Source organism: Saccharibacillus sp. WB 17, assembly GCF_008634075.2.
Lineage (GTDB): Bacteria > Bacillota > Bacilli > Paenibacillales > Paenibacillaceae > Saccharibacillus > Saccharibacillus brassicae.
In genome coordinates this window covers 1-21,942 of the sequence record NZ_VPFK02000007.1, presented here as the reverse complement: position 1 = coordinate 21,942, position 21,942 = coordinate 1, and the positions used below count along the sequence as shown (strand labels likewise).

General features: G+C 59.5%; 19 protein-coding genes, 1 rRNA gene, 1 pseudogene and 1 riboswitch. All 21 genes and pseudogenes read right to left on the bottom strand.

From position 1 onward, the window contains the following. Positions 1–73: 73 nt before the first annotated feature. Positions 74–1,621 (bottom strand): bifunctional phosphoribosylaminoimidazolecarboxamide formyltransferase/IMP cyclohydrolase, encoded by a 1,548-nt coding sequence (gene purH / locus FTE24_RS02205; protein WP_150232506.1) that lies wholly within the window; start codon positions 1,619–1,621, stop codon positions 74–76. Positions 1,622–1,720: 99 nt separating this feature from the next. Continuing rightward, positions 1,721–1,879, bottom strand: coding sequence for an NUDIX domain-containing protein (locus FTE24_RS02200; protein ID WP_150232508.1), 159 nt, complete (start codon positions 1,877–1,879; stop codon positions 1,721–1,723). A gap of 34 nt (positions 1,880–1,913) precedes the next feature. Further along, the gene (purN, locus tag FTE24_RS02195) at positions 1,914–2,561 is read right to left on the bottom strand and encodes a phosphoribosylglycinamide formyltransferase (RefSeq protein ID WP_415663210.1); all 648 of its coding nucleotides are present in this window, start codon (positions 2,559–2,561) and stop codon (positions 1,914–1,916) included. A 395-nt stretch (positions 2,562–2,956) separates the two neighbouring features. Continuing rightward, the gene (purM, locus tag FTE24_RS02190) at positions 2,957–3,997 is read right to left on the bottom strand and encodes a phosphoribosylformylglycinamidine cyclo-ligase (RefSeq protein ID WP_150232510.1); all 1,041 of its coding nucleotides are present in this window, start codon (positions 3,995–3,997) and stop codon (positions 2,957–2,959) included. Between the two features lie 372 nt (positions 3,998–4,369). Further along, on the bottom strand, positions 4,370–5,845 hold the full coding sequence (purF, locus tag FTE24_RS02185; protein WP_150232512.1) for an amidophosphoribosyltransferase: 1,476 nt from the start codon (positions 5,843–5,845) through the stop codon (positions 4,370–4,372). Then, entirely contained in the window at positions 5,830–8,091 is a 2,262-nt protein-coding gene (purL, locus tag FTE24_RS02180) for a phosphoribosylformylglycinamidine synthase subunit PurL (RefSeq protein WP_150232514.1), read from the bottom strand. Before purL ends, purF begins: the two co-directional genes overlap by 16 nt. Then, positions 8,069–8,758, bottom strand: a complete 690-nt coding sequence (purQ, locus tag FTE24_RS02175; RefSeq protein ID WP_141448439.1) for a phosphoribosylformylglycinamidine synthase subunit PurQ — start codon at positions 8,756–8,758, stop codon at positions 8,069–8,071. Before purQ ends, purL begins: the two co-directional genes overlap by 23 nt. Positions 8,759–8,763: 5 nt before the next feature. Then, entirely contained in the window at positions 8,764–9,006 is a 243-nt protein-coding gene (gene purS / locus FTE24_RS02170) for a phosphoribosylformylglycinamidine synthase subunit PurS (protein WP_141448438.1), read from the bottom strand. 211 nt (positions 9,007–9,217) lie between these two features. Beyond that, positions 9,218–10,123: a phosphoribosylaminoimidazolesuccinocarboxamide synthase gene (locus FTE24_RS02165; protein ID WP_150232516.1), complete on the bottom strand. Its 906-nt coding sequence runs from the start codon at positions 10,121–10,123 to the stop codon at positions 9,218–9,220. An 80-nt stretch (positions 10,124–10,203) separates the two neighbouring features. Beyond that, positions 10,204–11,502 carry an adenylosuccinate lyase gene (gene purB, locus FTE24_RS02160; RefSeq protein ID WP_150232519.1) on the bottom strand — a complete coding sequence of 433 codons (1,299 nt, stop codon included), beginning with the start codon at positions 11,500–11,502 and terminating at the stop codon, positions 10,204–10,206. Between the two features lie 170 nt (positions 11,503–11,672). Further along, positions 11,673–12,923 (bottom strand): 5-(carboxyamino)imidazole ribonucleotide synthase, encoded by a 1,251-nt coding sequence (purK, locus tag FTE24_RS02155; protein ID WP_237401589.1) that lies wholly within the window; start codon positions 12,921–12,923, stop codon positions 11,673–11,675. Next, positions 12,920–13,402, bottom strand: coding sequence for a 5-(carboxyamino)imidazole ribonucleotide mutase (gene purE / locus FTE24_RS02150; RefSeq protein ID WP_150232520.1), 483 nt, complete (start codon positions 13,400–13,402; stop codon positions 12,920–12,922). Before purE ends, purK begins: the two co-directional genes overlap by 4 nt. 275 nt (positions 13,403–13,677) lie before the next feature. Next, positions 13,678–13,779: riboswitch (purine riboswitch) on the bottom strand. Positions 13,780–14,098: 319 nt separating this feature from the next. Then, positions 14,099–14,533, bottom strand: coding sequence for a universal stress protein (locus tag FTE24_RS02145; protein WP_150232522.1), 435 nt, complete (start codon positions 14,531–14,533; stop codon positions 14,099–14,101). Between the two features lie 145 nt (positions 14,534–14,678). Continuing rightward, on the bottom strand, positions 14,679–14,975 hold the full coding sequence (locus FTE24_RS02140; protein ID WP_150232524.1) for a DUF1294 domain-containing protein: 297 nt from the start codon (positions 14,973–14,975) through the stop codon (positions 14,679–14,681). A 36-nt stretch (positions 14,976–15,011) separates the two neighbouring features. After that, positions 15,012–15,158, bottom strand: a pseudogene (locus FTE24_RS02135) (DNA-binding response regulator); the annotation flags it as partial. Positions 15,159–15,172: 14 nt separating this feature from the next. Further along, a complete protein-coding gene (locus tag FTE24_RS02130; RefSeq protein WP_150232526.1) occupies positions 15,173–15,382 on the bottom strand; it encodes a hypothetical protein in 210 nt (69 codons plus the stop codon). 374 nt (positions 15,383–15,756) lie between these two features. Continuing rightward, positions 15,757–16,968, bottom strand: coding sequence for a GNAT family N-acetyltransferase (locus FTE24_RS02125; RefSeq protein ID WP_150232528.1), 1,212 nt, complete (start codon positions 16,966–16,968; stop codon positions 15,757–15,759). A gap of 173 nt (positions 16,969–17,141) precedes the next feature. Next, complete coding sequence (locus tag FTE24_RS02120; protein ID WP_150232530.1) at positions 17,142–17,735, bottom strand: ATP-dependent Clp protease proteolytic subunit; 594 nt, start codon at positions 17,733–17,735, stop codon at positions 17,142–17,144. 72 nt (positions 17,736–17,807) lie between these two features. Further along, positions 17,808–18,530 carry an RNA polymerase sigma factor gene (locus FTE24_RS02115; RefSeq protein ID WP_150232532.1) on the bottom strand — a complete coding sequence of 241 codons (723 nt, stop codon included), beginning with the start codon at positions 18,528–18,530 and terminating at the stop codon, positions 17,808–17,810. A gap of 294 nt (positions 18,531–18,824) precedes the next feature. Then, positions 18,825–20,690 carry a right-handed parallel beta-helix repeat-containing protein gene (locus FTE24_RS02110; protein WP_237401588.1) on the bottom strand — a complete coding sequence of 622 codons (1,866 nt, stop codon included), beginning with the start codon at positions 20,688–20,690 and terminating at the stop codon, positions 18,825–18,827. A 1,143-nt stretch (positions 20,691–21,833) separates the two neighbouring features. Beyond that, positions 21,834–21,942, bottom strand: a 23S ribosomal RNA gene (locus tag FTE24_RS02105); the annotation flags it as partial.

The window sequence follows — 21,942 nt, the reverse complement described above, 5'->3', positions numbered from 1 at the left end:
GGCAAACGGTCCGCCTATCCGCGGAAATCCGTCGTTCCGGCGCGCCGCGCGTCGATATTCGTCTAACCCGATCCTAGTGCTTGAAGTGGCGCACGCCCGTGAAGATCATCGCGATGCCGGCTTCGTCGGCCGCCCGGATCGATTCTTCGTCCTTGATCGAGCCGCCCGGCTGAATGATCGCTTGGATGCCGTGCTTGGCCGCAAGTTCAACCGTGTCGCCCATCGGGAAGAAAGCGTCGGAAGCGAGAATCGCGCCCTGCGCTTTGTCTCCGGCTTGCTCCAGCGCGATTTTGGCCGAACCGACCCGGTTCATCTGGCCCGCGCCCACGCCGACTGTCATGTCGTCTGCCGCCAGCACGATCGCGTTCGATTTCACGTGCTTGACGACTTTCCACCCGAACAGCAGCTGCTTCAGCTCGTCTTCTGTCGGCTGACGCTTCGTCACGACTTTGAGGTCGCTTTCGCCGAGGGAATGCACGTCGCTCTCCTGCACGACCATGCCGCCTTCGATCGACGTCACGACGTGCGCCGCGGCGCGGCCTTCCGCCGAAGTTAGTTCGCCCATTTTGAGCAGGCGGATATTTTTCTTTTTCGTGAGGATGTCGAGCGCTTCCGGCGTAAAGTCGGGAGCCAGCACGATTTCGAGGAAAATCTCGCTGAGCGGCTGCGCCGTCTCCGCGTCGATCGTGCGGTTGGCCGCCACGATGCCGCCGAAAATGGACACCGGATCGGCGCTGTACGCTTTGCCGTACGCTTCCGCGATCGTCGTGCCTACGCCCACGCCGCAAGGATTCATATGTTTGACGGCCACGACGGCCGGCTCGCTGAATTCCTTGACGATCTGGAGCGCCGCGTTGGCGTCGTTGATATTGTTGTAGGACAGCTCTTTGCCGTGCAGCTGCTCGGCGGTCGTCAGCGTGCCGGCCGGCGCCAGCGGCGCGCGGTAGAAAGCGGCCGCCTGATGCGGATTTTCCCCGTAGCGAAGATCCTGGATTTTCTCGTAAGTGACCGTATAGCGCTCCGGCAGCGGGTCGCCCGTCTGCTTGGCCAGGTAATCGGCGATCAGCGCATCGTAGGCAGCCGTGTGGCGGAACACTTTGGCGGCGAGCTTTTTGCGGGTATCGAGCGTCGTGTCGGCGCTTTCGCGCACTTCCTCGATCACTTTGCCGTAATCCGAACTGTCCACGACCACGCTGACGAACGCATGGTTTTTGGCCGCGGAACGCAGCATGGTCGGCCCGCCGATATCGATATTCTCGATCGCGTCTTCGTAAGCGACGTCCGGCTTGGCGATCGTCTCCTGGAACGGATACAGGTTCACGACGACGAGATCGATATAGTCCAGGCCCAGTTCTTGCATCTGGCGCGTATGCTCTTCGTTGTCTCGCACGGCGAGCAGTCCGCTATGTACGGCGGGATGCAGCGTTTTGACGCGGCCGTCCATGATTTCGGGGAATCCTGTCACGTCGGAAATGCCGATGACCGGGACGCCTTCCTGCGCCAGCAGGTTTTTGGTGCCTCCGGTGGAGATGATCTCGACGCCGAGCTGCGACAGCTCGCGGCAGAATTCGACGATACCCGTTTTGTCCGATACGCTGACCAGCGCTCTTTTGATACTCACGATGAAAAGTCCTCCTTGGGGGTGTGGGATAGATGTACTTCGATCAATCTCAAGGCTTCCCGGGAAAAAACGGCGATCTCTTCGGTCGGCGGAAGGGCATCAAGCGCGAACCACCGTACGTTCCAGCGTCTCAAAAGGATCGACTTTCCCTCCGGGAATACTCCATTTGTGCCTCTCGGGATCTTTTTTGCGAAGCACCAATAATACCCGGCCTTCTTCGTTCACAATGACCGCTCCGGTTCCGACTACGATCGGCATGCCTTTTCACTTCTTTTCTCTGTTAAAAATAACGCTAAAACAACAGCACCCGGCGCCCTTCCAGCTTCACGCGGCCGGCCGCAAACCACGAGACGACTTCCGGATACAGCAGGCGTTCCTGTTCCTGAATACGCAGCTGCAGTTCGATCGCCGTGTCGTCGGCCGTCACTTCGACGGCGCGCTGGGCGATAATCGGCCCCGTGTCCATGCCGCCGTCGACGAAATGCACCGTCGCGCCGCTCAGGCGCACGCCGTGCTCGACCGCTTGGCCCGCCGCGTCCTTGCCCGGAAAAGACGGCAGCAGCGACGGATGGATATTGATCATCCGTCCCGCATAAGGCTCGACGAGCACGTCCGTAATCAGCCGCATATAGCCGGCCAGCACGATCAGGTCGATTTTCGCCTGCTGCAGCTCGCCGAGAATCTCGCGCTCGTAAGCTTCGCGCGATTCGTAGTCTTTCGGCGCAAACACAAACACCGGCACGCCGGCTGCCCGGGCACGCTCGACGGCTTTGGCCTGCGGCTTGTCGGAGACGAGCAGCGCGATTTGAGCGCCCAGACGTCCCGATTGCGCCGAGTCCAGCAGCGCCTGGAAGTTGCTGCCCGATCCGGACGCGAATACCGCGATCCGGTACGGCCGCTCCGGCCCTTCGCCCTGCGGGAGCGCTTGTTCCAGCTCCAGCAGCTGCGCGGCCGGATCGCCGTCCGCGCCGGGAACTTCGCCGGCATCGCCCGGTTCCGCGACGGCCGGAAGTCCCGGCAGCGTCAGCGGATCGACCGAAGGATCGGCGCCCGGAGCGGGAATACCGCCCGGCGTAACCGGCTGCGGAGCGTCCGGTACAGGGACGCCGCCTGGCGTGACCGGCGCGGGAATGCCCGGCTCGGGCTGCGGAGCGGGCGTCGGCGTCGCAGGTTCCGGCCGGGGAATCGCCGGCACCGCCGGCACCGCCGGCACTGCCGGCTCGTCGGGCAGGCCGGGCATCGGGCCCGGCCGCTGCGGCACCTCTTCTTCGGAAGCATTCGGCGACGTAACGTCGGCGCCCGTCAGAATCTCTTGGTCCTCTGGGTCGACGCGACTCATTGCGCGTTTCCCGAGAACGTCACGACTTTGTCGCCTTCGGTCACGCGGCCGATCAGGTAGGCGGATTCGCCCGCTTCCTGCAGTTGGCGCAGCGCTTCTTCCTTGTCGGCTTCGGCGACGACGATGACGAGGCCGATGCCCATATTGAACGTCGTGTACATATCGCTGTCCGAGATGCTTCCCTTGGCCTGCATCAGATCGAAGATCGGCAGTACCGGCCAGGTGCCATGCTGAATCTCGACGTTCACGCCTTCCGGCAGCATCCGCGGGATGTTCTCGATAAAGCCGCCGCCCGTAATATGCGCCATGCCTTTGACTTCGATTGACTTGAGCAGCTGAAGCACCGGCTTGACGTAGATCTTCGTCGGCTCAAGCAGCGTTGCGCCGAGCGTGCCGCCGAGTTCCGCCACTTCGTCGGTCAGTTGGTAGCCGTGCTGCTCCAGCAGCAGCTTGCGCACGAGCGAAAAGCCGTTGCTGTGCACGCCGCTCGAAGCCAGCCCGATCACCGCGTCGCCCGCCGCAATCGACTGGCCGTTAATGATTTTCTTCTTGTCGACGATGCCGACCGTAAAGCCCGCGATATCGTACTCGCCTTCGCTGTACATGTCCGGCATCTCCGCCGTCTCGCCGCCGATCAGCGCGCAGCCCGACTGCAGGCAGCCGTCCGCGATGCCCGCGACGATGTCTTCGATCTTCTCCGGCACCACTTTGCCGGTCGCCAGATAGTCGAGGAAGAACAGCGGTTCCGCGCCCTGCACGATAATGTCGTTCACGCACATGGCGACCGCGTCGATGCCGATCGTGTCGTGCTTGTCCATCGCAAACGCGATTTTGAGCTTCGTGCCGACGCCGTCCGTTCCGGAGACGAGCACCGGCTCTTCGTAAGCGTCTTTGTTCAGACCGAACAATGCGCCGAACCCGCCCAGATCCGTCATGACTTCCGGACGGAACGTTTTCTTGACGTGCTTTTTCATTCGCTCGACCGCTTCGTTGCCCGCCGCGATATCGACTCCGGCATTTTTGTAGGCTTCAGACACAACCGACACATCCTTTATGATTGAATTAAAATTCTGTTTAGCGCGGCTCGGCTTCTGCGAAGCGAGCTAAAACCTTCCTCTCCGCCCGGCTTCGGCAAAGCCGAGCCCAAGCCCTTCGCCCTGCCCTCCCCGCTTTTTCCAAAAGAAGAAAAAGCAGCCCTGCCCTTATTCCCCACCCCAAAACCGGGTGCGGGAGCGGTTGAATATGCGCAGAAGTAAGCGGAGGGTGGAGGGAGCCGTAGAAGCGAAGCGTTCGCCTTTGAAATTCGTTTTCCACCTATAAAATATTTTATTCAATGGAGAAAACGAATTGAAACGAGCGATCGAAGGCCCCTCCACCCGGAGCGTCCCAAGCACGCAGCAGCATACGTCTTAGCACCCGCACCCAAGCTTCTCATCCCCGCCAAAGTCCACCTGCGTCGGATAATCGTTGTCGAAGCAGGCCATGCACAGTCCGCCTTTGTACGAGGCCCGGTCGTCGCCGTCTACGGCTTCGATCAGTCCTTCGTAGCTGAGAAACGCCAGCGAATCCGCGCCGATCTCTTCACGGATCTCTTCGACGGTACGCATCGAAGCGATCAGCTCGCGGCTGTCCGGCGTGTCGATGCCGTAGAAGCACGGGTTCTTGAACGGAGGCGACGTGATGCACACATGCACTTCCGTAGCGCCCGCTTCCTTGAGCAGCGAGACGATGCGGCGCGAAGTCGTGCCGCGCACGATCGAATCGTCGATCATGACGACGCGTTTGCCGTCGACGACGCGGCGCACGGCGCTGAGCTTCATCTTGACGCCCTGCTCGCGCAGTTCCTGGCTCGGCTGGATAAACGTCCGGCCGGTGTATTTGTTCTTGATCAGGCCGAGTTCGTACGGGATGCCGGTCTGCTCGGCGTAGCCGATCGCGGCCGAGATGCTGGAATCCGGCACGCCGGTGACGATATCGGCGTCGACGAACCGCTCGCGCGCCAGCACGCTGCCCATGCGTTTGCGGGCGGAGTGCAGGTTCGAGCCGTTCATGTCGCTGTCGGGACGGGCGAAGTAGATGTATTCCATCGCGCAGAGCGCTTTGCGCTGCATCGGGGTAAACCGGTCTTCGTGCAGCCCGTCCTGATCGAGAATAAGCATCTCGCCCGGACGGACGTCGCGCACGATCTCCGCGCCGATCACTTCCAGCGCGCACGTCTCCGACGTGAAGATGTACGCGTCGCCGAGGCGGCCCATCGTCAGCGGACGCAGGCCGTTCGGGTCGCAGGCAACCAGCAGTTTGTCGTGCGTCAGCAGCATGAATGCGTAGCCGCCGACCATGCGGTTCATGGCGTCTTTCGCCGCTTCGACGAAGTCTTTCGGCGAGCGGGCGATCAGATGCGCCACGACTTCCGTGTCGCTCGTCGTCTGGAAGATCGAACCGCTCTCTTCCAGCTCGCGCCGGATTTCCGGCGCATTGACGATATTGCCGTTGGTGGCGACAGCGATGTCGCCGCCTTTGTATTTGAACACGAGCGGCTGGGCATTGGTCAGGCCGCCGCCTCCGCTCGTCGAGTAACGAACGTGTCCGATCGAGTTATTCCCCTGAAGGCCGGCGAGCGTATCCTTGTCGAAGACTTCTTTTACAAGGCCCAATCCGCGGTGATAGTTGAAGTGATCGTGCTGGCTGACGCAAATTCCCGCGCTTTCCTCTCCCCGGTGCTGAAGTGCATGCAGGCCGTAGTAGGACAGGGAAGCGGCGTCCGGGTGTCCGTAGACCCCGAACACGCCGCATTCTTCGCGCAGAGTATCGAACGGATCGATCTGAACCGCTCCCTCGTTGTAGTAGTCCCCCGTCCACAACGGCTGCTTTACTTCATCAGACATGGAATCGCATCCTCCCAGACGTGTTTGAGTGTATGAATCTCTTCGCTGAGCACTTCTTTGCCGTCTACCGTAATATGCAGCTGCAGGCCCGATACGCGTCCGATCTTCGCCGCCGGCACGCCGTGCGCCCCGAGGCCGCTCAGCAGCGCGTCCGCGTTCTCCGGCGTTGCCGAGAGCAGGATGCGCGATTGGCTCTCGCTGAACAGCGCGAAGTCCGCACGCAGTCCCGCTTCGCCGATCTCTTCCGTATGCAGGCTCACCTGCGCGCCGAGTCCGCCGCCGATACAGCTCTCCGCCAGCGCGACCGCAAGGCCGCCGTCCGACAGGTCGTGCGCCGAACGGACGAGGCCGCTTTGGATCGCTTCGAGCACGCCGCCGAGCAGCTTTTTCTCGACCGCGAGATCCAGCTGCGGAGGACGTCCTTCCGTCACGCCGTGGATCACCTGCTGGAACTCGGTGCCGCCGAGCTCGGCGCGCGTGAGTCCCGTCAGGATCAGCACGTCGCCTTCGCCTTTGAAATGCTGCGTCGTGATATGGTCCACGTCGTGCACGAGGCCGACCATGCCGACGACCGGCGTCGGATAGATCGAGCCTTTTGCGTTTTCGTTGTACAGGCTGACGTTGCCGCCGATGACCGGCGTATCGAGTTCGCGGCACGCTTCCGCCATGCCGTCGACCGCTTTTTCCATCTGCCAGAAGATTTCAGGCTTCTCCGGGCTGCCGAAGTTCAGGTTATCCGTGATCGCAAGCGGCTCCGCGCCGGAGCAGACGATATTGCGCGCCGCTTCGCTGACCGCGATACGTCCGCCGACTTCCGGGTCGAGGTAGACGAAGCGTCCGCTGCAGTCCGTCGTCATCGCAAGCGCTTTGCGCGTGCCGTCGATCGTGACGACCGCCGCATCCGAACCCGGACGCACGGCCGTGTTCGTCCGCACCATGTAATCGTACTGCTCGTATACCCACGCCTTGCTCGCCACGCTCGGGGAACCCAGCACTTTTTTGAGGGCGCCGCCAAGATCCGTCACTTCGTTGTAAGCCGTCGTGTCGACGGTCGCGTTCTTCGCGTAGTAAGCCGGTTCGCTCGAAGGCTTGTCGTAGATCGGGCACTCGTCGACCAGCGCGTTCACCGGCATGTCGCCGACGACTTCGCCGCGGTGCAGCAGCTTCAGGCGGCCGTCGTCCGTCACTTTGCCGACTTTCGCGCAGATAACGCCCCAGCGCTCGAAGATTTCCATCGCCTGCGCTTCGTCTTTGGGCTCGACGACGAACAGCATGCGCTCCTGCGATTCCGACAGCATCATTTCGTACGCCGTCATGCCTTCTTCGCGCTGCGGCACCTGATCGAGGTACAGTTCAAGGCCGTTGCCCGCTTTGCTCGCCATTTCGGAGCTGGAGCAGGTCAGGCCCGCCGCGCCCATGTCCTGAATGCCGACGACGATACCGCTGTCGATCAGCTCAAGACACGATTCCATGACCAGTTTTTCCATAAACGGATCGCCGACCTGAACCGCCGTTTTGCGTTCCTGCGACTCTTCCGTCAGTTCTTCAGACGCGAACGTCGCGCCGTGGATGCCGTCGCGTCCCGTCGGAGGGCCGACGTAGAACACCGGGTTGCCGATGCCTTTGGCCACGCCGCGCTGAATCTTGTCGTGGTCGATGAGGCCGACGCACATCGCGTTGACGAGCGGGTTGCCTTCGTAACTCTCGTCGAACACCACTTCGCCGCCGACCGTCGGAATGCCGATACAGTTGCCGTAGCCGGCGATGCCGCTGACCACGTGCTCGAACAGGTATTTGACGCGGTCGCTCTCAAGCTTGCCGAAGCGCAGCGAGTTCAGCGACGCGATCGGGCGGGCGCCCATCGAGAAGATGTCGCGGATGATGCCGCCGACGCCTGTCGCCGCGCCCTGGAAAGGCTCGACCGCCGAAGGGTGGTTGTGGCTTTCGATCTTGAACACGACAGCCTGGTTATCGCCGATATCGACGATGCCCGCGCCTTCGCCCGGTCCCATCAGGACGCGCGGTCCGGTGACCGGGAATTTGCGCAGCAGCGGCTTCGAGTTCTTGTACGCACAGTGCTCCGACCACATGACGCTGAAAACGCCGATTTCCGTGTAGTTCGGTTTACGGCCGAGAAAACCGCAGATGAGCTCGAACTCGCTGTCCGATACACCCATCTGTTTGTAAATTTGCTGATCCGCGATTTGCTCCGCCGTCGGTTCCTTAACGGACATTTGCTGCGTCATGTTGTTCCCTCCAAGCGTTAATGATCGATGTGAACATCTTTTTGCCGTCCGTCGTGCCCAAAATCTCGTTCACGGCGCGTTCCGGGTGCGGCATCATGCCGAGTACGTTGCCTTGTTTGTTCGTCACGCCGGCGATATCGTCGACCGAACCGTTCGGGTTGCTCTTGTAGCGGAACGCGATCTGGTTGTTGCTGCGCAGTTCCTCAAGCGTGGCTTCGTCGCAGTAATAGTTGCCTTCGCCGTGCGCGATCGGAATCACGATTTCTTCGCCGGCTTCGTAGTCGCGGGTGAACGGCGTGGCGTTGTTCTCCACCTTCAGCACCGTGTCGCGGCAGGCGAACTTCATGGACATGTTGCGGCGCAGCGCGCCCGGGAGCAGTCCGGCTTCGGTCAGAATCTGGAAACCGTTGCAGATGCCGAGCACGAACTTGCCTTCTTCGGCCGCTTTCGCCACTTCGTTCATGACCGGAGCGAACCGCGAGATCGCGCCGCAGCGCAGGTAGTCGCCGTACGAGAAACCGCCCGGCACGATGATGCAGTCGTAGGGAGTCAGGTCGGTCGCGGTGTGCCAGACGTAATCGACCGATTCGCCGAGAACGTTCTCCACCGCTTTGTAACAGTCGATGTCGCAGTTGGAACCGGGAAACACGAGGACTGCAAATTTCATCGTTATCAACCCTCCAGTTCGTAGCGGTAGTCTTCGACGACCGTGTTGGCCAGCAGCTTCTCGCACATCGATTTCACGCGTCCTTCGGCTTCTTCCTTGGTAACGTCGCCGAGTTCGATCTCCATATACTTGCCGATGCGCAGGCTTTCCACTTCGTTGAAGCCGAGCGAGTGCAGCGCGCCCTGAACGGCAACGCCCTGCGGGTCGAGCACGCTTTGCTTGATGGTAACGTAGACTTTGGCTTTCATGGATATCCTCCTGGAATAAGCCCTTCCCGAATCTTTTGGCTTGTCGAAAACGTCGGCGGGATCGGGAAGTCGGCTGTGTAATGGTGGGAATTGGCGCGGCGAGCCGCTTTCGTCCCTGACGGGACACGCTTGGACGACGGAGCCCCATAATCCGGCAAACGCCGCCCGATCCAAGCGAATGGGATCATTTTGAACACTTTGAAGCTCTAAGTTACAGTCCCGTCAGCGATTTGCCGGTCAGGCGCTCGTAGATGCCGAGGTAGCGCTTCGTCGTCTCTTCGACGACGGACGCCGGAAGCGGGTCGGGCGCGCTGTTCTTGTCCCAGTCGGTGCTCGACAGGTAAGCGCGCACCGGCTCTTTGTCCATGCTGTCGATCTCGACGTCGAGCTTGTACTTGTCTTCCGCCCAGAAGCGGGAAGAATCCGGCGTGAAGATCTCGTCGATCAGAATCACCTGGCCGTCGACCAGGCCGAATTCGAACTTGCAGTCGGCGAGGATGATGCCTTTTTCCGTGCAGCGCTTGCGGGCGAAATCGTATAGCGCGAGGCTTTTCTCCCGCAGTTCGGCGGCGAGGTCGGCTCCGACGAGTTTTTCCATTTCATGAAAAGGAATGTCTTCGTCGTGCCCGACGTCGTTTTTGGCGGCCGGCGTGAAGATCGGTTCCGGCAGCCGGTCGTTTTTGCGCAGGCCTTCCGGCAGTTGTATGCCGTTGATGCGGCCGTTCGCCTGATACTGGCGCCAGCCGCCGCCGGTAATGTAGCCGCGCACGACGCATTCGATATCGATACGCTCCGCTTTGCGGGTCACCATGATGCGGCTTTTCAGCGCCAGCGGATCTTTGGCGACCGCGCCGAGCTTCAGCACGTCCGTATGGACGACATGGTTCGGGAGCAGGTCGGCCGTCTGGCGAAACCAGTAGGCGCTCAGGCTGTTCAGCACGTCGCCTTTGAACGGGATGGCCGGATCGAGCACGTAGTCGAACGCGGAGATCCGGTCGGTCACGACGATCAGGTAATGTTCGCCGAGATCGTACAGCTCGCGTACTTTTCCTTTATAGAGCAGCGGCGCGTCCACCAGATGTTCCGCGGTGGACAGAGCCTGCGAAGATACGAACATGATTGCTTTTCCCCCTTAACAAACGGATGGGTACGCCGGGCCCGGCTCTGTTCGCCCGGGTCCGGCGATCCTTCTACAGCCTACTCGTTCAATCCGAGCTTGGCGAAAATCGTATCGACATGCTTCAGATGCCAGGCCGGGTTGAACGCGTCTTCGATCTCTTCCGCGCTCAGCACGTCCGTGATTGCGGGACTTGCCTGCACGATCTCCTTGAAGCTGCGCTGTTCTTCCCACGCCTGCATCGCTCTCGGCTGGACCGTGTCGTACGCCTGCTCGCGGCTCATGCCGGAGTCGATCAGCTTGGTCAGGATGCGGCCGGAGAACGGCACGCCGTACGTGCGCTCCATGTTGCGCTTCATGTTGTCCGGGAACACGGTCAGGTTCTTGATGATGTTGCCGAACCGGTTCAGCATGTAGTTGAGCAGCATCGTCGCGTCCGGCAGGATGACGCGTTCCGCGGACGAGTGCGAAATATCGCGTTCGTGCCACAGGCCCACGTTCTCGTACGCCGTCAGCATATGGCCGCGAATGACGCGGGACAAGCCTGAGATGTTCTCGCTGCCGATCGGGTTGCGTTTGTGCGGCATCGCCGACGAACCTTTTTGGCCTTTGGCGAACGCTTCTTCGACTTCGCGGAATTCGCTTTTCTGAAGCGCGCGCACTTCCGTCGCGAACTTGTCGAGCGACGTCGCGATCAGGGCGAGCGAAGCCATGTACTCGGCGTGGCGGTCGCGCTGAAGCGTCTGGGTCGAGATCGGGGCGGCTTTGGTGCCGAGCTTGGCGCAGACGATCTCTTCCACGCGCGGGTCGATATTGGCGTACGTGCCGACCGCGCCGGACATTTTGCCGTACTGCACGCCGTCGGCGGCATGGCGGAAACGTTCCAGGTTGCGCTTCATTTCTTCGTGCCACAGCGCCATTTTGAGACCGAACGTGGTCGGTTCCGCGTGCACGCCGTGCGTGCGGCCCATCATCGGCGTGCTCTTGTAGGCGATCGCTTTATCTTTCAAAATTTCGATAAAATTCAGGATATCGCGTTCAAGAATCTGGTTGGCCTGCAGCAGCAGGTAGCCGAGCGCCGTATCGACGACGTCCGTCGAAGTAAGGCCGTAATGCACCCATTTGCGCTCGTCGCCGAGGCTTTCCGAGACGGCGCGGGTAAACGCGATCACGTCGTGGCGCGTCTCCTGCTCGATCTCGTAGATGCGGTCGATATCGAAAGTGGCGTTCTCGCGGATCAACTTGACGTCTTCCTGCGGGATGACGCCGAGTTCGACCCAGGCTTCGCAGGCGCAAATTTCGACTTCCAGCCAGGCTTTGAATTTGTTCTCTTCGTTCCAGATGCTGCGCATTTCCGGTCTGCTGTAACGTTCGATCATAAGGGGTATATCCTCCAAAGGGGTAAGTTTGAGTTCCGCCGCGTTTGTCCGATCGGCCGCCTGTCCCAAGCGCGGCCGCTGCCGCGCGGATCTTCTTCCATTATATAGGGCGAATCCGCAAGGATGCGCAGAGTCGATGTTCGTTTGCGTTAAAAAAAGTCCGAAGCGCGTTATCCAACCGGCCAGATGCCGGCTTCGTCGATCCACGATAATCCGTCGGCCGTGTCGCCGCAGAGCAGATTGATATGCCCCATTTTGCGGCCGGTCTTCGCTTCGGCCTTGCCGTAGAGATGGAACTTCGGCCGCACCTTCTCCGTGCCGACGCTGCCCGGCGACAGCATCAGCTTCGTCACGCCGTCCAGATGTTCGCCGAGGACGTTGACCATAACGACCGGCGTCCGCAGCTCGGGACTTCCGAGCGGCAGCCCGCAGATCGCGCGCACATGCTGCTCGAACTGCGACGTCGTGCAGGCTTCCATCGTGTAATGGCCGGAATTGTGCGGCCGAGGTGCGACTTCGTTCACATACAGCCGGCCGTCTTCGCCGTAGAACATCTCGACCGCGAGCAGCCCGACCGCGCCGAGCGATTCGGCGATGCGGGCGGCGAGCCGCTCCGCTTCGGCGAGCACGTCCGCCGGCACCCGGGCCGGCACGATCGAAGCGTGCAGGATGCCGCCGCGGTGAATGTTTTCCGCCGGCGGGAACGTGCTCGTCTCGCCGAGCGAACTGCGCGCCGCGATGACCGAGATCTCGCACCGGAACGCGATGAACTGTTCCAGCACCAGCTCCGCGCCGGTGACAGCCAGTTCGGCGTAGGCCGATGTCACTTCGCCGCGGCCTCGGATGACGCACTGCCCTTTGCCGTCGTAGCCTCCGGTTGCGGTCTTGAGCACGCAGGGCGTGCCGAGACGCTGCACCGCCGCGTCCAGGTCCGCTTCGCTCTTGATCTCCGCGTAAGGCGCAACCGTCGCCCCCGCCGCTTCCAGCGCCGCCTTCTCGCGCAGGCGGTGCTGGGTCGTGTACAGCAGCCGGCTGCCCTGCGGCACGTACGACCGCTCTTCGAGCAGAGCGGCCACTTCCGCGTCCACGTTCTCGAACTCGTACGTGATCACGTCTGTCCGCCGCGCGAGCTCCGCCGCCGCTTCCTGATCGGCATAAGCGGCGACGATCTGCGCCGCCACCTGGCCGCTTGGGCCGTCCGGCGCCGGGTCCAGCGCCACGAAGCGGTATCCGAGCGGCGCTCCGGCCAGCGCCATCATGCGGCCGAGCTGGCCGCCGCCCAGCACGCCGATCGTCGCGCCCGGCGCGATCACGCGCGCGCGGCCGCTTGCGCCGCGCTCCGCGCGCTTGCCCACCGGGCCCGATTCCCGCCCGGCTTCCGCCGCTCCGCCGTGTTCCATGCCGTTCGTTCCTTCCGTCATGGCAGCTCCGCTTCCAGCACTTCGCGCTCGATTCTCGCGCGGCGGGCCGAGACGCGGTCCATGACCGCGTCGTCGAAAGCGCCGACGATCTGCGCCGCCAGCAGGCCGGCGTTGATCGCGCCGGCCTTGCCGATCGCGACCGTCGCCACCGGAATGCCGCCCGGCATCTGCACGATCGAGAGCAGCGAATCCATGCCTTTCAGCGCGGCCGACTGGACCGGCACGCCGATGACCGGCAGCGGCGTCTTGGCCGCGACCATGCCCGGCAGATGCGCCGCGCCGCCCGCGCCGGCGATAATGACCTTCAGGCCGCGCCCGCGCGCCTGCTGCGCGTATTCGAACATCAGGTCCGGCGTGCGATGAGCCGAGACGACTTTTTTCTCATACGGAATTTGAAGTTCCTCAAGGATCTGGCAAGTGTGCTGCATCGTTTCCCAATCGGACGTGCTTCCCATGATGACCGCTACCTGCAAAGACATAATTCACGCTCCATATCGATCAGTTTAAAAAAAAGAAAAAGTCCGGCACTTCCGCAAAATCGCTAGGATCTCTCGGGAAACCGGACTCGGAAAAAACGGGACTGCCCGGCTTATCCCGCCCATTCGGACGAGCAAAGACGAAAATGCGCGTTTCGCGGCCGGCGCAAACAGGCAGCAAACGGATTCTCGTCCGGGAAAAGCGCGAGCGGCGGCCGGCGGCCGATAGGCGGCGCCGGAGCCCGACAGAGGCGCCGGGCTTGTCGCCGGGCCGCCGCAAGGACAGTCGTTTGATCCGTAGTCCGGGGATTTACGGTTCCCGGGTAGATACTGCCGGGCCTTATCCCCGGCTTTATACGGTGGTGGTTCAATTGCTTTCAACAGACGCGGTTGCACGCGCCTCGCTTCCGTTCCAGTTTAACAATTTCGTACATCCCGTGTCAAATTAAAAGCCGAACATTTTAAAAACGTAAAATCCGAATGTTCGCTTTTTCACTTCTACCAAGCAAATTATCGGCAAAAATGTCTTCTTTCATTCTTATCGCGCCGAATTCATGAATTCGAACCCGGTATCGACCTTCCAACGTTCGTCCCCTGCAGCGCAAAAAGGCCCGGAAAACGCGGCGCGTTTCCCGAACCTTTTCTACCCGTTCGTATCCCGAAGGCACGAAGAGCGATCTTTGCAACAGATTCGCGGCTTTACTTGACGACCAGCACCGGAACCCGGGCCTGCTGCACGACGTTATGGCTGACGCTTCCGAGCACGAACTCGCGAATCGCGCCGAGCCCGCGGCTGCCGATCACGATCAGGTCCGCGTTCAACTCTTTGGCATATTCGAGAATCAGGACGGCCGGCGCTCCCTGGCGCATCTCGATACGCGCGTCCACGCCCGCTTCTCCGAGTCGGCGGCGAGCTTCTTCCACGGTCTGCTCCGCCAGATCGAAAAACTCCTTGTTGACGCTGCCCGGTACCGGCGCGATTCCGTCTCCGACGAAAAAGCGCGGATAATCGTAAATATGCAGCACTTCCAGCACGGCGTCCGGCGAAGCTTTCACGAGCGCGGCCGCGCGATCGAGCGCTTTGTTGGACGCTTTGGAGCCGTCATAGGCCACGAGAACTTTGGAGAACAGCATAATGAAGCACCTCTTTCTTCCTTTCGGATTCGGACTTCGTCCGGCTAGCCGATGACCGGCGGCCGAATGTCCGTTCACACTCTTTATTACCCTTTTTAAAAGGAAGCTCAAACGTCCTTGCTTGCTTTTTCTGCCGCGCGGGTCGTTACCGGTGCAGCAGGTAGAACGCACCTCCGTAGAGAAGCACGTTCAGCAGCAGCAGCGCCGGAACGCCGAAGCGGAACGACGCATGCTGCGTTTTATGCCGTTTTTGCGCCATCGCCAGCCAGATCCCGAGCGCTCCCCCGACGGCCGCCCATACAAACAGCGTCCGTTCCGGAATGCGCCGCGCGCGTTTTTTGGCCCGGCGCTTGTCCGACGCCATGACCGCGTAGGCGACCAGATTGAGCACGAGCAGCCACGCCGCAAGCGCAAGATCCGCCGCAGGTATCGTTACGTTCATGTTTGATTTCCCCGTTTCCTGTTAAATCCAGCCTTTCTCTTCCCGCAGGCTGTCGATCAGCCGCAGCGCTTCTTCACCGTCGCCGGCTTCCCCGACCCCTTCGATATCGGGTTCGAGCCCCAGCAGCGAAGCCATCGCGCCGCGCAGAAGACGCTGGCCCCCGGCTATTATAATACGGATCATATCGCTGTGCCTCTTTATTGTTCGCGCACGACGAGCGGAATCCGGACGCTGAGCGACGTACCGCGGCCCGGACGCGGCGCAAGTTCAAGCGTGCCTTCGAGCAGCGCAGTAACGGTGCCCGCTTGTATCGTAAAATCGACGCCGTCGACCGCCTTTTTGCTTTTGAACGTTTTGACGACGCCCTTCACTTCGATCGCCGCCTTCTTCACTATGGAATGTGTCATCTTGTCCGCCTCCGTTTGTAGGTTTGCCCGCCATACTGAACCTGTTCATCTTATTAAACTCCGATCAGTATGGACTGTCATCCGTTCAAGGTGACAGTTGTCACGAACACACAACTCAAACACCCCCCGAAGAGAACGGCGGATTTCCGAACCGAAGCGATTTTGGATTTCCTCCCCTTCCTCTAAATCTTTTATACGATACAAGGGGAGGAAACCAAGCGGAGCGCAGGTCGGAAATCCGCCGTTCTCCCCCACTAACCCAACACAAAAAACCGCAGCACAACGGCTGCGGTCCTAAAGTTATACACATGTGGACAACATTTCAAAAGCAAGCTTCTTTACGCAAAGTTATTCGAGTACTGTGGGTAAGCTGTTCAGAAGTAGTCGGCGAGGTAAGGCGTGCGGACAGGAATCAGCGCGTCCAACGCGGCAGCGGCCGTTTCCGTCGTCCGCAGAAGGCCGAAGCGCTGCAGGTCCGAAGGACGGCGGTATCCGAGCAGAATCGAGGTGAGCACGCCGATCGTCACGGTAACGGACGGAACGGCCGCGAGAGCCGGGTTGGCCGGGAATTCCGGATCGCCGGAAGCGCGGAAAGGTTCGAGTTTGCCGCTTCCGTCAGGCGACACGGTCCAGATCCATCGGCCGTCGTTCCACGGCGCGTCGCGGTCTTCGATTTGCAGCGCAAATACGGACTCGCGCGCCGCATCGGCCGAAGGCGCGAACGGATACGCTTCGATAAACGCCGCCGCTTCGACGATCCGGGCCATGAAGTACGGCTCGATCTCCTGTTTGACCATCGGATCGGGCAGCAGCATCGACAGCGGGTCGTCCACGGGCAGCTTGAGCTGCACTTCTTTTAACTTGGAATCGTGATTGACGATAAAGTCCCACAGTCCCTGCCGGGCCGTCTCGTTCAGCCAGAAGATTTCTTCGGTGATCCATTTGCGGTCTTCGATCGCGTACAGCACGTAAGCTTCCGGTTCGTTCGCTTCGTTATAGTAGACGGCCGTGTACGGAATACCCTTCATGACCCGCTGCTCCCACCAGTCGCGGCTGCGCGTCATCGGGCCGTTGTAGCGCAGGATCGCCCGATCGTACACGGACCGCAGCGTCTCGATATCGCGCACTTCGCGTACGACGCGGCCGGGTACGTTTTGGCGGGCGGGCAGCTTGTCCACAGGGATTGTGTAGTTTTTGTTGTCGGTAAACAGCTCCCACCCATATTTGCGGTAAAAAGCGATCGAGAACGGATGCAGATAAGACAGCAGCTGCCCTTCCGCTTTCATTTCTTCGAGCGCGCGGCGCAGCAGTGCGGACACCATGCCGCGGCGGCGTTTCTCGGGCCAGGTGGCGACTCCGCCGATCCCGCCCATTTTGATTTTGACCCCGTGCACGTACACTTCAAGCGGCATCAACGCAAGCTTGGCGCACAGCGCCCCTTCCTCGAACACGCCCCAGACCGTTTCTTCTCCGAACCGGCTGCGGCGCTCCTCCTTGTGCTGCTCGCTTATCGTATACAAAAAAGCATACTGCGTCAGTTCGATATTGGCGTCAAATTCGCGTTCGGTCAATTTCCTGATCTCCATCCGTGCATCCGCTCCTTTCAAGTGTAGGCAAGCCGGGCTTTATCTCTTTTCTCCATCCGTATGCGAAGTCCTGCGTCTCGCCGTCGATCGTTGGGCTTCTTCCTTTTTCCGTATGCGTAAAAAGGCCGCTCCGATATGCAGAGGGCCTGATCGTTTCTGAAGTTTCCCCGGATTCAGGGACGTCTTGGCGAGTCGATAATCCGGTCGATGATGCCGTACTCCAGCGCTTCCGCAGAGGACATAAAATAATCCCGGTCCATATCGCGCGCGATCCGGTCGAGCGGCTGACCCGTATGCTCGGCGGCGATCGCGTTCAATCTTTCGCGCGTCCGGACGATACGTTTGGCGCTGATTGCGATATCGCTCGCCTGCCCCTGCGCTCCGCCGTGCGGCTGATGGATCATAACCTCGCTGTTGGGCAGCGCGCAGCGTTTGCCCGGCGTGCCCGCCAACAGCAGAATCGCCGCAAAAGAACCCGCCATGCCCGTACAGATCGTATGCACGTCGGGCTTGATGTGCCGCATCGCGTCATAGATCGCAAAGCCCGACGTCGTCACGCCCCCGGGACTGTTGATGTACAAATAAATGTCTTTGTCCGGGTCTTCCGCTTCGAGCAGCAGCAGCTGCGCCGTGATACTGTTGGCCACCGCGTCATCGATAGCGGACCCGAGAAACACGATCCGGTCTTTGAGCAGCCTCGAATAAATATCGTAGGATCGTTCGCCCCGGCTCGTCTGCTCTACCACATAAGGGATAAAAGTGCTCATTGGCCTGTTCCTCCTCGTAAAAGCGCATGCGCGCCCTGCGTCTATCGGTATGGAATCCGCAGCCGCCTGATCTCAGGCAGCCCTGCTGCGTGCCAGGGAAGAGACCGGAGCCGCCGGAACCCGGCGTTCGGCGTCCGCGACAGACCGCCCCGCTCCGCCGTTTCCGGCGCAGCGCACAGCGATTGCGGCGTCTTCCGCGCTTCCCCCGTTTCGCAGAACGAGCAGCGCCCGTACGTCCTGCAGCCGAATCGCTTCCAGATAGGCGAACACGGTCGACTCTTCGGGTTGTAAGCGCTCTTCGCCGTGAAGTCCGGAACACTCTTCGATTTGTTCTCCGTGCTGCGCGCCCAGTTTTTTGCGTGCGCGATGCAGGGAAGCTTTGACCCCGCCTTCCGTCGTGCGCAGCAGGGCAGCCGTCTCGGATGCGGTAAACCGCATATACTCCATCAGCAGGTAGACCGTGCGCTGCTCGGGCGTCAGCAGCCGAACGATCCGTTCGGCTGCTGCCCATAGACGCAGCGGGTCGTCTTCGCCGGACGCCTTCGCTTCCTCGTCCGCTTCGTATCCGCTCTCTTCACGGACTTTGCGCACCCGGTCGATCCAGGCATGATACGCGATGCTGCGCAGATAGGCGCGATTCCATGTTCGTTTTTTGCCGCCGTAAGCCGTCCACGCCTTCAGCCAGGTCTCCTGCAGCAGGTCTTCGCTCTCACTCCTGCACCCCGTCAGGAAACGACAGTACGCGGATAGCGCTGCGCCGTGCTCCCGGATCAATGCCGCAAACGTCTTCTCCATTTGCCTCTCCTCCTTTCCGCCGGATTCATAAGCTTAAACGGATCACCGCGTCCAAACGATACTCTCCGCTCCTTTTTTAAATATTATACTTTTTTTACAATCGATGTTTCACCTTTTTTGAATGCGGTTATACATCTTATAGAGCTTTTGCAACAAACGGAATTCAAGATTCAGATTAAGCCTAACGGCGCTGCTTCCAACTTTGAATATAGGAATATCGGCATAACAAAACGGGAACCAGTTCCAGCTGGTCCCCGCGAAATCGAATCTTTGTGAGAGAAGATTGGATAAGAATCAGAAGCCGATGTTGTTCACGAGAGTGATATTTCCTTTTTCAAAAGTGGTGGCTGCGCCGTTTTTGTTGATCAATGTGTTGCGCTCAAACTTCACTTTTTTGATCGTGCCGCCGCCCCATACGCCGATGCCGCGATGCGCGCCGTCCGTAATGGTGTTGCCGTAGAACTCGACATTGTCGATCGTGCCCTGGGAAGCGTACACGAGCACGTTCGGATGATTTTGCGGTTCTTGAATGCCGGTATGGCGAATCGTGTTGTTGACCACTTTGACGTTGTTCACGTTCAGCGTGTTGTAAGATCCTTCGACCGAAATGTAGAGGCCGGCCATCATGGTATCGGCTATTTTGTTGTTTTCAATCAGCACGTCGACTCCGCCTACGACCGAGATGCCGCGCGCTTTGGAAAAGTTGCCGATGGTATTGCCGCGTACGACGATGTTGTTGACCGGTACCGGGCTCGTGCCGTAGCTGACCATCGCGATGCCGTCGTCGCCTACGCCCATGACCGTATTGTTCTCGACCGTAATATGATGGCTTTCCGTCGTCATGTGGATACCGTCCGCACCCGTGTTCTCGACCGTATTGTTGGATACGATCCCGTTGTTCGAGCCGTAAGCCATCATGATGCCCGCCGTGCTCGATTTGCTGACGTACACGTTATCGATCACGAAGTTGCTCGCGCCGCGTACCGTAATGCTGTTTTTGTCATGCGCGCCGTTTCCTCTGCCGATCGTCGTCTGATAAGCATGCTTGAGACTGCGCAGCTGTACGCCGTCGCCTTTGAGGTCGATCGAACCGCCGTCCGGATTCGTGGAGACGAGAACGGTCGCTTCTTTGCCCGCGCCTTCCACGCGAATGCTGTCGAGGGTCAGGATACGGCTCAGCGTGAATTCGCCTGCCGGAACGTACAGGGTCTTCTTCTGGTCTTTGGCCGCTTTGGCCGCTGCCGCAAACGCGTTATAATCGTCTTTGCCGTCATTCGCGACCGCTCCGAAATCGGTCACCGACAGACGATTGGCTGCAGGAGCCGGCGTCGTTGGGGCCGGTGTTGTTGGCGCTGGCGTTGTTGGTGCCGGTGTCGTTGGCGCCGGCGTCGTTGGCGCCGGCGTTGTTGGCGCCGGCGTTGTTGGCGCCGGCGTTGTTGGCGCTGGCGTTGTTGGCGCCGGTGTTGTTGGCGCTGGCGTTGTTGGCGCTGGCGTTGTTGGCTGCACCGGAGCCGGTTGTTCCGTTACCGGCGTAGTCGGTGCGGGATCTGTAGGTGTAGGTGCCGGTGTTGTCGGTACCGTCGGCGCCGGCGCCGAAGCTCCCGGCGTAAAGGAGAGGCTCGGATTCCACAGCGTCTCGTCGTCTTCGGTCGTTCCGTTTTTGTTAACGATCATATAGAGGGCTGTTCCCGCTTCGACCGATACTGCGTCTACGTTTTGCGGCTTCTCGCCCGTTTTCGTTTTGATCAAGGCGCTCCAGAGCACCGTATCGTTTTTCTTGATGCTGGCTACGATGCCGTCGCCTTTATTGCCGCTCTTTTTGACAATGCCCGTAATTTCGACCGTTCCCGGTCCTGGCGCGATCCACGTACGTACCGCATCCGCTGTCTCGCCCGGATACTGCGAGCTCGACGCGATCCACGGGAAGCCCGAAGCGTCGCTCCATACTTTTTTGCTTGCGTCGTAGGCCAGTTCCGAATAAGGACCCGCTGCTCCTTGTTGATACGACCAGCTTCTCTGTCCCTGCGCCGTCGAGCTGAAATCTTTGGAAGCTTTATACGTGTCAGAAGCTGCCGCGTTGGCTTGACCCAACGAACCCATGCCGCTTCCCAAACCCAAAGACAGTACCGCAATCGCCGTGATGATCTTGTTTCTTTTCAAGATGTATCCCTCCAAATGTTGTTTAAGAACCGAAAAGTGAACGCGATCTGTTATCGATAATCCGGTTTCTCCTCCGCCCCTGGGCTCAAAACCGGTGTGCTACTTGAAGATTGCTCTTGGAGCAATCCGGGAGTCATGTGGTAAATAGCTTACGCCGCGTGATCCGATTGAATATGCATGAATATTCAGTGTCGGATTCAACTTTCGTCCTGAGGCGGCGCGTTTATAATCTTTATATCGACGACACTTGTCCAGAAGTTACAGCAGCGGCATTTATCGAATCAAAAGACCCATACTTTTGGAAAAAACCCCTACTCAGTACATGCTAAAAGCCCAGGTTCTATTTTCCCAAATTATTTTTTTATCCATAAAAGACCTAAAACCATCTATAAAAGAGAATGAAAAGCGCGCTTTTGCTTTTTTACAGAAAGGTATGAATATAATCAGCGAAAACATGTTCGGCCTTTGAATAGGCAAAACTGGAAATCCGAAAACAGAAACGAATTGGAAAAAAGAAGTTCGAAGAAGTCAGGAAAAGCTGGAAAACGCAATAAAACTAGGAGGCTCAAAACCGAAAATAGAGAAATACTTCCTGTTCATTCTTGTATATATATTCATTATTGACTGACGAATCGGCTGTAAGGGACAATCATCCTTCGGTCGAAGACTGCGGTAGGAGACCTTCCTATGCTTTTTGCGTTGAGGACAGGCGAATTCGCAGTTGTGGAGAACGTGTGTACAACTCCCGCATTGACATTTCTCCGAAGCAGTTGGATGCGTTGGAAAATCGATCCGAAACGCGCCGCTGTGCATGATGTGCATAAGGTAGGGATAACTTGGCGAGGTTGTTCGGAGAATTCGTGAACGCTGCCGGAGATGTGGATAGATTGTAGATAAGTCTATAGATCAAAGTTTTCGGAAACAGCAAAAAAGCCTTTACCGAATGAACGGTAAAGGNAGGTTTCCCTTTCAAATCCCTTATCCCGTTGGGCCAGGGGAATTGAAATCAAAGCTCTGTCTTGTACAAGGTTTGCACCTTGAAAACCGGATCCGAAACGATCCACTTCGCGTCATGAAGTGTTTGCCTGCGCAGAAGTCTCAACCGAAGCGGATGCTTCCGAAGACACTTGCTGCGCAAGTCTGTAGGATAAGCCCTCGACCGATTAGTACAGGTCAGCTACACGTATTGCTACGCTTCGACCTCCTGCCTATCTACCTCGTCGTCTCCAAGGGGTCTTACCACTTGCGTGTG